This window comes from Allopontixanthobacter sp. (genome assembly GCF_034376665.1).
Classification (GTDB): Bacteria; Pseudomonadota; Alphaproteobacteria; order Sphingomonadales; family Sphingomonadaceae; genus Allopontixanthobacter.
On record NZ_JAXMJI010000082.1, the window covers coordinates 1 to 11,300 of the forward strand.

The 11,300-nt window shown below is 60.0% G+C and carries 10 protein-coding genes; 6 read left to right on the forward strand and 4 right to left on the reverse strand.

All coding sequences use genetic code 11. From position 1 onward, the window contains the following. The 3 genes from U0988_RS08825 to U0988_RS08835 all read right to left on the reverse strand — a co-directional run. A partial coding sequence (locus U0988_RS08825) for a carboxyl transferase domain-containing protein (protein ID WP_322292255.1) occupies positions 1 to 1,152 on the reverse strand: 1,152 nt, incomplete at its 3' end. Next, positions 1,149 to 1,427 carry a hypothetical protein gene (locus U0988_RS08830; RefSeq protein ID WP_322292256.1) on the reverse strand — a complete coding sequence of 93 codons (279 nt, stop codon included), beginning with the start codon at positions 1,425 to 1,427 and terminating at the stop codon, positions 1,149 to 1,151. The genes U0988_RS08830 and U0988_RS08825, both read right to left, overlap by 4 nt. After that, positions 1,424 to 2,596: an isovaleryl-CoA dehydrogenase gene (locus U0988_RS08835; RefSeq protein WP_322292257.1), complete on the reverse strand. Its 1,173-nt coding sequence runs from the start codon at positions 2,594 to 2,596 to the stop codon at positions 1,424 to 1,426. Before U0988_RS08835 ends, U0988_RS08830 begins: the two co-directional genes overlap by 4 nt. Before the next feature lie 503 nt (positions 2,597 to 3,099). Between U0988_RS08835 and U0988_RS08840 the strand changes: the two genes are divergently transcribed. The 6 genes from U0988_RS08840 (at position 3,100) to U0988_RS08865 (ending at position 9,645) form a co-directional block, all read left to right on the forward strand. Then, positions 3,100 to 4,089: a heparin lyase I family protein gene (locus U0988_RS08840; RefSeq protein WP_322292258.1), complete on the forward strand. Its 990-nt coding sequence runs from the start codon at positions 3,100 to 3,102 to the stop codon at positions 4,087 to 4,089. Positions 4,090 to 4,212: 123 nt separating this feature from the next. Next, the gene (locus U0988_RS08845) at positions 4,213 to 5,337 is read left to right on the forward strand and encodes a glycosyltransferase (protein ID WP_322292259.1); all 1,125 of its coding nucleotides are present in this window, start codon (positions 4,213 to 4,215) and stop codon (positions 5,335 to 5,337) included. A gap of 28 nt (positions 5,338 to 5,365) precedes the next feature. Beyond that, positions 5,366 to 6,595: a glycosyltransferase family 4 protein gene (locus tag U0988_RS08850; protein ID WP_322292260.1), complete on the forward strand. Its 1,230-nt coding sequence runs from the start codon at positions 5,366 to 5,368 to the stop codon at positions 6,593 to 6,595. Continuing rightward, positions 6,592 to 8,094, forward strand: coding sequence for a lipopolysaccharide biosynthesis protein (locus U0988_RS08855; RefSeq protein ID WP_322292261.1), 1,503 nt, complete (start codon positions 6,592 to 6,594; stop codon positions 8,092 to 8,094). Before U0988_RS08850 ends, U0988_RS08855 begins: the two co-directional genes overlap by 4 nt. 169 nt (positions 8,095 to 8,263) lie before the next feature. Beyond that, positions 8,264 to 8,944 carry a phosphoribosyltransferase gene (locus tag U0988_RS08860; RefSeq protein ID WP_322292262.1) on the forward strand — a complete coding sequence of 227 codons (681 nt, stop codon included), beginning with the start codon at positions 8,264 to 8,266 and terminating at the stop codon, positions 8,942 to 8,944. After that, the gene (locus U0988_RS08865; protein WP_322292263.1) at positions 8,869 to 9,645 is read left to right on the forward strand and encodes a hypothetical protein; all 777 of its coding nucleotides are present in this window, start codon (positions 8,869 to 8,871) and stop codon (positions 9,643 to 9,645) included. Before U0988_RS08860 ends, U0988_RS08865 begins: the two co-directional genes overlap by 76 nt. A 51-nt stretch (positions 9,646 to 9,696) precedes the next feature. Here the strand turns inward: U0988_RS08865 and U0988_RS08870 are convergent. After that, on the reverse strand, positions 9,697 to 11,300 hold a 1,604-nt coding region (locus U0988_RS08870), incomplete at its 5' end, for a GumC family protein (RefSeq protein ID WP_322292264.1).

The window sequence follows — 11,300 nt, forward strand, 5'->3', positions numbered from 1 at the left end:
GGAGATATTCTGCAGGAACAGCAGCGGAATGCCGCGCTGGCAGGCGAGCTCGATGAAATGCGCCCCCTTCACGGCGCTTTCGGAAAACAGCACCCCGTTATTGGCGAGGATCGCCACCGGCATTCCCCAGATATGCGCGAATCCGCACACCAATGTGCTGCCGTAAAGCGCCTTGAATTCATGAAATTCGCTGCCGTCCACCAGCCGCGCAATTACCTCGTGCACGTCATAGGGCGCGCGGACATCGTCGGGGATGATCGCGTACAAATCCTCAGCATCGAATTTGGGTGGGCGCGGGTCTTTGATCCCCTGGCCCGGTCCACGCTGGGCCCCCGCCTGCGCGGGGGAGCAGTGCGAGATAATATCGCGCACGATCGTCAGCGCGTGTTCGTCATTTTCCGCCAGATGATCGACGACGCCGCTTTTCTTCGCATGAAGATCGCCGCCGCCCAAATCTTCTGCGGAAATCTCCTCCCCCGTCGCGGCTTTCACCAGCGGCGGCCCGGCGAGGAAAATCGTGCCCTGTTCGCGCACGATCACGCTCTCGTCGCTCATCGCCGGGACATAGGCTCCGCCCGCTGTGCAGCTGCCCATCACGCAGGCGATCTGCGGAATGCCGCGGCTGCTCATCTGCGCCTGGTTGTAGAAGATACGTCCGAAGTGATCGCGGTCGGGAAACACTTCGTCCTGATAGGGCAGATTGGCTCCGCCGCTGTCGACCAGATAGATGCACGGCAGGCGGTTTTCCTGCGCGATTTCCTGCGCCCGGAGGTGCTTCTTGACGGTCATCGGGTAATAGCTGCCGCCCTTCACCGTCGGGTCGTTGCAGGCGATCATCACCTGCCGTCCGGACACGCGGCCGATCCCGGCGATCATGGAAGCGCCGTTGACGTCGCCTTCATACATCCCGTTCGCCGCCAGTTGGCCGATCTCGAGAAACGGCGAGCCGGGATCGAGCAGCCGCTCCACCCGCTCCCGCGGCAGCAGCTTGCCGCGCGCGACATGGCGCTCGCGGGATTTTTCGCTGCCTCCCAGCGCGGCCTCGGCCACGCGCGCGCGCAATTCGTCCGCCAGCCCCTTGTTATGCGCAAACCGCGCCTTTGCTTCCGGGCTTTCCCGGTCGAGCTTGGTGGTCAGGGTAGGTGCGGTCATTCCGGTTCGCTCTTGTCGGCATTTTTGGGCTTGGTGAAGAGGTAGCGGTACACACCGACCACATTGATCGCCAGCAATCCGACGTTCTGCCACCCGATTCCCTCGCTATCCTCGCCCAAAAACCCCCAGGCGATGAGTGACAGGGAACTGGTGACGAAAATCACGAAGCCCCAGCCGGTCGGCCGCGTCCCAAGATTGAGAGACACGATCAGCGCGGCAATCAGTCCGGACCCCGCGCCGTAATATTGGAGGGCCGTTACGACACCGTCGCTCACCGCTCGGCACCGATCAGTTCGCGGCCGATCAGCATCCGGCGGATCTCGTTTGTCCCCGCGCCGATATCGAGCAATTTCGCATCGCGCAGATACCGCTCGACCGGCCAATCCTTGGTATAACCGGCCCCGCCCAGCGCCTGGACACTTTCCGCAGCCACCCGGAAGGCGTTCTCGCTCGACAGCAGGATTACGCCTGCCGCGTCGAACCGCGTCGTCTGGCCCGCATCACACGCCTTCGCCACCGCATAGGTATAGGCCCGCGCCGATTGCAGCGCGACATACATGTCGGCCACCTTTGCCTGCATCAGCTGGAAACTGCCGATCGGCTTGCCGAATTGGTGCCGTTCCCGCAGGTACGGGATTACCGTGTCGAGACAAGCCTGCATGATGCCGAGCTGGATGCCGGACAGCACCACGCGTTCGTAATCGAGGCCGCTCATCAGCACGCCGACCCCGCCGTGGAGCGGGCCCATCACGTTTTCTTCCGGCACTTCGCAATTGTCGAACACCAGCTCGGCCGTCGGCGAACCGCGCATACCCATCTTGTCAATCTTTTGACCGATGCTGAAACCGGACATGTCCTTTTCAATCAGGAACGCGGTAATGCCCCGGCTGGCTTTGTCTTCCTTGGGCCCGGTCTTGGCATAGACCACCAGCGTATCGGCATAGGCCGCATTGGTGATCCAGAATTTGGTACCGTTGAGGACGTAACCGCCCTGCACCGCCTCCGCCCGTAATTTCATCGAAACGACATCGGAGCCGGAGCCCGCTTCGCTCATTGCCAGCGATCCGACATGGTCCCCGCTGACCAGTTTCGGCAGGTACTTGGCCTTCTGCTCCGCATTGCCCCAGCGGCTGATCTGGTTGACGCATAAATTGGAATGCGCGCCGTAAGACAGGCCGACAGAGGCGCTGGCCCGGCTGACTTCCTCTACTGCGATGACATGTTCCAGATATCCGAGCCCGAGCCCGCCGTCTTCTTCGGCCACGGTAATTCCGTGTAGGCCCAGCGCACCCATCTGGGGCCATAATTCCTGCGGGAACCAGTCTTCGCGGTCGACCCGTTCGGCGAGCGGCGCGATCACGTCATCGGCGAAACGGGCGGTGCTTTCGCGGATCATGTCCGCATTCTCGCCAAGGGCAAAATCGAAATCGGGGGTCGCGCGCATGGGTGCTCCGGCTGTCGCTGTGCAGTCTGTTCACTCTGGCCACCCAGAGCGCAGTTCAACAGCGCATAGGAGACTGAACGCGTTGATGGAAGAGGGGAGCAGGATCACAGCAGCCGCAGGTTTGCGCGGCCTGCTGCGATCCCGCCGCACCAGGCAGGAATATCGGACACCTTTGCCGGGTTCCGCCGGCAACCGATTTTCCGCGACTGACAGAGGCGTGAATTTGGCGGGCAGTTGCCGGTCTGGCCAGATTGGTCAGTCCGGCCACGAACATACCCCAACTGGTCGCAATCGCCTTTTCACGATCGTACGCAATGGTGCAAAAGGCTGCGAGGTTCGCGGCCTCCAGCGGCCGAGCTGGCCCGAGGAATGGCGGGACAATAAGCGCAACCGAGCGCGCCCAATTGGGCAGGGTTAGCGGCCGTTTACCATTCCAATTCAGCTGAAAGTAACCTCAAACTGCGAATCTCTACTGGGGCGAACGTGAAGGGTCGGGAAAAAAAATGAAAAAAGTTGTTTCGGGCAGCATCTGCGCGATAATTGTGGTTGGTTGTATGAGCGCGTCGGTGGCGATTGCCGGTCCGCGCATGTTGAAGATCGATGCCAGTGGCTCGACTCGTGACACAACCCAGCGAAAGAACGTCAAGCAGGAGCCTGTCCTATCTGATCCGATTTCCGAAACGAGTCCCGATCTGACGGCGCCCGTAGACAGTTCGACCGACACGGTTTCGAATGCCGAGCCGCTTCCAACTTCGGATTATATCGTCACGACTTCGCCGACCTATACTCCTGCGCAGATCGGTTGGAACGGTCGCCAGTGGCGGGTAAACTCTGTGGCTACCAAATATGCCGATCAGCAGCACTCCATTCAGCGGAGCGCCGAGTGGAAAAGGCTCCGGTTCGAAGTCCGTAAAAGCGATCCGGCGTCCGAAACGAAGGTCGACAAGCGGCGGTCCGAGCTGAGCGGGAGCGTTTACGGCGACCCGACCAGGTTGGCGCAAGGCGTTTCGCTGTGGGGTGGGTTTTCGACGCTCCAGCACGCATGGGCCGATCCGCAAGGTATGCTTTCGACCTATGGCATAGTTTTCGGCCAGATCCACATGGGTTCGAAAGTCGGAGGCTCCCCTGCCCTGGCATTCCGCCGCAAGGATGATGGCCGCTTCCGCATCACGACCCGCGGCGAGTTCGATAACGCAGGATCGGTGCGATACGAAGCGCCGCTGAGCTTCGACGAAGTCCACGATGTCGTGTATAATATCGTGCTTCACCCAACCGCTGGCCGGCTGCGGGTGTGGGTCGATAACGTAATGGTCGTGGACGTTCCCAAGGCTTCGATCGGCCACAGCGCGGGGGACAGTTACTGGAACGTGGGTGTGTATGCACCGGGCGGAGTAACCTCGCCGGTTTCGCTGGAACTGGCAAACCATGTCTATCCTGGAACAGCGAGCCTGCTGGACCGGACCACTCAGCGTCCCTCCTGGCCGAGGGACTGAGCGACCGGCCCCAGGCGTCCTCCCCCTGTGTTGCTCTGACCACAACAGAGTTGATTTGAGCAACGCAGGGAATGGGTGTATTGCGATGATTCTCTTGGCGAAGGTTCGAGGCATACACGCAAAATGTTGGTTGGCGTTCTGGCGGGTGTTTCGATATTCTTCTTCGTACTGCTGATCTATCCCTATATCATTTACCCCGTATTCCTGCGCTTTTTTCCGGTACGTCCGGTGGAACATCGGGCAGTCAGGAAACGGGTCTCGCTGCTGTTCTGCGCTTATAACGAGGGTGCCTCGCTTCCAGCCAAGCTGCACAATCTGCGGCTGCTAAAGGCGCGGCATCCCGATCTCGAAATACTTGCGTTCGACGATGGTTCGAGTGACGAAACAGCCCGGCTGCTCGCCGCCGCCAGCGATATCCTGACATTCGTTCCCGGCTCCGGAAGGTCCGGCAAGGCAAGCGGAATGAAGCATCTAGCCAGCCTTGCAGCCGGCGAAATCCTGATATTCACCGATGCCAACGTGATCCTCGCCGAGGACGCAGTGGACCGATTGCTGCCCTATTACAGCGATAACAAGGTCGGCGGGGTGTGCGGGACATTGTGCTATGCCGACGAGGAGGGGAGCGCCACCGCGGAGGTGGGGTCACTCTATTGGCGCCTGGATGAAAAGCTGCGAACGCTGGAATCGCAGACCGGGAATGTCATGGGTGCCGACGGATCGCTGTTCAGCATCAGGAACGCGCTTTATCCGGCCTTTCCGGACAGTGTGCTGGATGATTTCACCGTATCCATGAGCGTGATTTTTGCTGGCTACCGCCTGATCAAGGCGCCGGATGTGCTGGCCTTCGAAAACAGCGTGGCGGAGCGGAGCGACGAACTCCGCCGCAAGATCAGGATCGGGGCACGGTCCTATCACACCCATCTGCACCTGCGTTCGCAACTGCGCACCATGCGGCCGATCGACCGGTTCAAATATGGCTCACGCAAACTGCTGCGCTGGTTTGGCGGAGCGAACCTGGTTCTGGCCGTCGTCTTCGCGCTCGCTGCGATTGCGGCCTATTCGCTCGTTTGGGCGGCTGTTGGCACCGCGGCAGCAGCTGCAATCTTGTTCGCCTTGACCCGGACATCGCACCGATTATTTGCCAAGCTCGGTGACGTGCTGCTCGCGATATTTGCCACCCAGCTGGGTATCTTCAAAGGCATGAGGGGAGAGACGGTAACGACCTGGTCTCCCGCAAAATCGCGATGATCCGCGGGAAAGTTGCCGACACCGCGCGATGAAGATCAGCTACCTGTTTTCGCAATTCCCGGTTCCCACGCAGACCTTCGCGGTGTCCGATATCGCAGCCCTGCAAGAGCTTGGCCATGAGGTGATCGTCCACACGATCAAGCCGCCGCCGAAAAAGGGCGTGTCCAGCCACGAAACGTCCGAACTGAAGAATGATCTGAAGATATATCGCCCGGCACTGAGCCGTGTCTGGCGATGGCCGGCGTTGCTGTGGCGCTGGCGCCGGCAGGTGGTGCGGCTGCTCGGGAAATGTGTGCGGGCAATGCCTCGGAACGCCGCGGCGGCATCGGTTGCGATCCTGTGTCTGCCGAGAATCTTCGAAATCGTCGAGGAGATCGAGGAGAGCGGCAGCGACGTGGTCCATCTGTTCTGGTCGCGGCACGCGTCGCTTGTACTGGATGTCCTGGCAGACACGAAGGCACCGCCGGTGCGATCCGCGTTCGTGGGGGCTTATGATCTGGTCGCGGACGATTTTCTGGTCGAGACTGCGGCCGAATCGGCAGTGGTGCTCTTTTCCCATACCGAAGCCAATCGCCCCTATCTGGAGGGCAAGAGCGCGCCCGGCAAGGCGATCCGCATAATCCACCGCGGAATACCCCTGGTCCCGCCAGCCGGCGATGTCCGGCGCGATCCCGATGTCTGGATCAGTGTCTCGGCGCTGGTCGCAGCCAAGAATGTGGGCGCGGTCATTCGGCTGTTCGCGGATACGCGGGCCTCGCGCCCCGAACTCCGGCTGCGCATTTGCGGCGAAGGTCCAGAACGTTCGAAGCTGGAAGATCTGGCCGCGGAACTGGGATGCCGTCACGCCGTTCAATTCATGGGCCATGTCGATCGGTCGCAGGTTTTCGAATTGCTTCAGGGCGCGCAGCTGTTTCTGCTGCTGTCCACCAAGGCGTCCGAACGATTGCCCAATGTTGTCAAGGAGGCCATGTGGTGCGGATGTGCGATCATAATTTCCCCGACCGAAGGCATTGCCGAGCTGGTGCCCGATGAGCAGATCGGGATGATCGTCGATCCCGCTAACCGGGAGGCACTTGCCAGGGCAGCAGCGAGCATTCTCGGCGAAAGCGAAGCGGCGGTAGAGCTGCGGCGCGAGCGGGTACGCGCACTCATTTCCGATCGGTTTTCCAGCAAGGGGAGCATGGAACGCTATGCCGCGGCATGGGAAGAGGCGCGTCGCCCCGTAGTGGGCGTCGGCGCACAGCGGGATGTTTCATGAAGCGAAGATCCCTGACGCACGAGGCGGTTGACGGGATAGCCTGGCAATCCTTCGCCATCGGCGCGAATATCATCCTGCGAACGATCATCCTGATCATTCTCACACGAACACTTGATCCGGAGGACTTCGGAATCATTGCGGCTGCGATGGTGATTATCAGCGTGACCACGGTGCTCAGCGAAATCGGGGTAGCGCGGGTGCTGGTCCAGCGGCTCACTTTGACGCCGGGCATCGAGAAGAGCGCATTTGCCATTTCGATCCTGATGGGAATTGGCGCGAGCCTGCTGATCTATTTCACCGCGCCGCTTTCTGCCCGCTTGTTCGAGATGGACAAGCTCGTTCCCTACGTCGAATTCCTCTCGTTGGTACTGGTGATCAACGCGGTCTCCATCATCGCCGAATCCCTGATCCAGAGAGCCAGGCGGTTTCGCGCAATGGGTCTTATCGAACTGGGTTCTTTTCTGGCGGGATTTGGCTTTGTTGCGCTCCCGCTCGCGCAATCGGGTTATGGCGCGTGGTCGCTCGCGATCGGCTATTTCGTCCAGTGCGTCGTCAAACTGGTGGCTTTGTTGTTCGCACATCCCCCGAAAATCGGGCTCTGGCCGCGCGAGGGGACGCGCGAGCTGGTGACGACCGGGGCCGGATTCATGGTAGGCCAGGTCGGTAACTTCGTGGCCCGGCAAATCGACTACCTCATCGTCGGCCGGATGCTGGGCGCGACCTCTCTCGGCTATTACAACCGCGCCTATCAGTTCCTGATGCTGCCTGCCCAGCTGTTCGGCACGGCAACGGCCAAGGTGCTGTTCCCCTCGATCGCTTCGATCCAGAATGAACCCGAGCGGGTTTCCCGCGCTTACCTTCGGGCGCTGGGCCAGGTTGCCATGCTGACCTTGCCGGCGACGGGCCTGCTCGTGGTCATCGCGCCGGAACTGGTGATGACGCTCTTCGGTGAAAAGTGGCAGGAAATGATCGTGCCGTTCCAGATCCTCGTTCTCAGCCTTTTGTTCCGGACAAGTTACAAGATCAGCGATTCGATAAGCCTGGCGATGGGATCGATGTATCAGCGCGCGTGGCGGCAATGGATCTATGCCGCTGCGGTCGCCGCAGGGACATTCGCCGGGTACCGATGGGGCCTTGCCGGCGTGGCAGTCGGGGTTAGCACCGCCGTCATGCTCAATTTCCTCATCATGACCAATCTTGCCCTAGCAATCACCAAGGTGCCAACACGTAAGGTCATCGCCGTTCATCTGCGTCACATCCTGATTGCCTGCGGGTATAGCCTGCTGATCTGGGCGGCAGTGACCGCTGCCCGATTGCAAGGGTGGAGTGACCCCGTCGTCCTGGGAATCGGCTTGCTGGTGGGGCTGCTGCTTGCGGCTCTGATATGGTTCGGATTGCGAGGCCTGCTTGGCGCAGACGGGAAATGGCTCGAGCAGCTTCTTCGAAGCCGATTGCCATTTTTGCGATCGAAGTCATCCGATGCTAAGGAAGCGGATTGATAATGATGGGTTTTCTGCTCCTATCACTGGAATGTGCTAAGCAGACGGGGTACCGTTTATTGAAGGACAGGCGTTATGGTTGGCGGCAGCGCAGATGCCAACTGGCGATCCGTGGACATTCTGCCCCCGTCAGATTCGCGGACCGGAACGGAGGGGGGCCAGTGAGACCGTGAGTGAATTGAATCCGGAAGACACTGCGAATGGTTCCAGGCAATCGCTTGAGGACCGCAGACGGCCAAAGGTTTACCTGACCATTGAAGAAGCGGTCGATCTGTCCTGCAATCTGGGCAAAAGGATCAGGAACCTGACCCCGCGGCCCGATTTCGCTATTGGCCTTGCCAACGGCGGAACGCTGCCTGCCCTTGTGGCCGCCGAGGAAGCCGGAATCGCCTGCGAAATCATAAAGGTTCGGCGCAAGGGCAGCCGGTTGAAGCAGCGTTTCGACTATCTGCGGGTGATCTTGAAGCTGTTCCCCAAGGCAATGCAGTTCAAACCTTTGCGAATGTTGAAGGCGCAGTTCGACAACTGGTTTAGTGAGGTTGAATGCACGGATTGGGCTGCACAGACCGGGGATGTATTCGGGCAGAATGTGGTGATAATCGATGATTGCGTGGACAGTGGATCGACTGCCGCTTTCGTGCGCGAGCGGCTGCTCGCTGACGGAGCGGCATCCGTCAGAGTGGCCGTGATTTCCTGGGGGACAAAGCACGATTCCCGGGAACTACATTCCCTGGTTCCGGATATATATCTGAACCGCACAATTGATTATTACCCGTGGAGCCTGGAAAATCCCGGCTTCAAAAAATTCTCAATGTGGTTGGAAAGCCAGGGTCAGGAATTGTGGAAGTAGTAGGCATGTCTCCAGTCTTGCTAGTCGATATAGATGGGGTCGTGATATTCGAAGCCGAGCGGCAAGAGCCGGCTTCAAGCCAGATTTTTTTTCTGCATAAAAATCTGGATCGGTCGCTCCTCAAGTGGCGCCAGACCATGTTTTTCGTGACTCACAGATCGCGCCGCGAGGCACGGCGAATTCTGCAATTGGCCGGAATCCGGCCAAGCCTTTATGTAAAGCTGATCGCCGCAGAGGATCTTTTTCAGGCCGCCGTGGACGCTGGACAGATCAGGGAAGCGATCAAGCGCGGTCTTCTGAAAAGCTTCGCCTTGCCGTTAATCGAACGCGTCTCGTGGCAAAAGCGTGACAAGGTGGTGATGCTCGACGACCGGCAACATAATCTCGATGCCATGTTGGACGCCGGAGTGGGCCTGGCCCTGAAAGCGCCGATCGGGATCGACGGTGATCACAAGGTAATCACCTCGTTCGACCTGCGCCACACCTTGGATTCGCTATCCGATTGGTACCGCAATCGCGCGGACTGCCGACAGATCGAGCTTGCTCCTGCCTCGGCCGCCATCCAGGACTGGCAACGCAGCGGAACCACGACCACAAAGCTGCAGAAGCATCCGTTCAACACGATTCGCCGGACGATCAGCTCAGTTCGGCGGGGAACGTTTTTCCGCGCCGCGCCGCGCGCTTCGCGTCCCGAAACCTGACGGAGCGACATGCGCCGACCTGATGAACAAACGCGTCAGGTCGGCCCCGATTCAGTACCGGTAATAGCTTTGGCGGCCGTATTTCACGCCGGCTACCCGGGCATCGAACTTGGTGACGATCGATCCGATCGGCAAATCTTCCGGCAGCCGCCCGATAGCGACCTCAAGCTCCTCGACGTCCTTGCTGTTCGCTTCGATCACGAAGACACCCGCATCCATATGTTCGGCAATCAGCACCGAATCCGCGATGCCCATTACTGGCGGACCGTCAATCACGACCATGTCGTAGCGTTCGGTAAGCTCCGCCAGTACCCGGTCAAGATTGCCGGCAGACAGCAAGGTAACCGGATCGGATTCGGCGTTGCCGGAGGTGATCAGGTCGAACCCGTAGGATTCAAGCCTGTGCACCGATTCCAATGAACTGGTCTTTCCTGCAAGGACTTCCCCCAGACCGGTTCCGAGCGGCTGTCCCAGCATCATGCCCAGCGATGGCCGGCGCAGGTCACCATCGACGAGCAGGACCCGCTTGCCCATGGCTGCGAGACTGCGCGTAATCCCGATGGAGGAAGTCGACTTGCCTTCGCCCGGAGTGCTGCTGGTAATGAGCACTCGCTTGTGAGCTTCGCTGCCGATCATCCGGTGAAGCGCCACCGCAGCAGAGTAGTAGGCTTCTGATTGCGGTGATCGCGGATCCAGAATGGCACTGTCCTGATTGTCCCGCTTGCCGAATGCGGGAATCGCACCCAGCGACTTGACGCCGAGATAGTTCTCCGCGTCGCTGGCAGAGCGGACCATGGTGGAGGAGCGTTCACGCAGCAGGCCTGCTCCGAGAGCACCGATCAAGCCAAGGATTCCCGAAAGTGCCAGATTGGTGACCAGATTGGGCGAACTCGGCTCGAGCGGAGGCTCGGCGCGGTCCACCACCTGGATATTCTGGCCGGGCGCACCCGAGGCTGCTGCCACCGACTGGTAGCGCTGGAGCAGCCCGTCATAAAACGCCCGGTTGGTATCCACTTCGCGTTGCAGGGCGTTGTAGGTGACGCCTCTCTCACGCTCTGCCATCGCCGAACCGCGAAGTTGTGCGATGCTGCCGCGCAATTGGCGTTCTGCCTGAGCAGCCGCGGTATAGCGCCCCCGAGCAGCGCTTTTGATGTCTTCGGAGAGCCTGGCGATCTGACTGTCGATCGCCTGGACTTTCGCCGTCGCCGCAGTGACGCCGGGATATTCACTGGTATAGCGTTCCCGCTGATCGGCGATCTCGGCATTGAGGGTGGCGCGTTCCGATATCATGTCCTGAATGGCATCGTTTTGCTGGACTTCGGGCAAGGCCATGGCCGGAACACTTTGCACCTGCCGCCAATTCTGCTCGGCTTCGATCCGCGTCGCCGTGGCATTGGCAAGTGCGCTGCTCAATTGCGCCAATTGCTGTGCACGCAAGGAACCGCTCTGGTCGGTGCCGGTTGCCGGAACCACCGAAGCGGTAATATCCGCGTTGCGGGCATAGGCCAGCATGGCGTTTTCGGAATCCTGCAGCTTGGCTTTCGCATCGGCCAGTTCCTGAGCCAGATATTGTTCTGCCCTGGCCGAGGTTTCGCTTTTGTCGAGGAAATCATTCGACACCATCTGATCGGCATAGGCATTGGCGATCTGCGCCG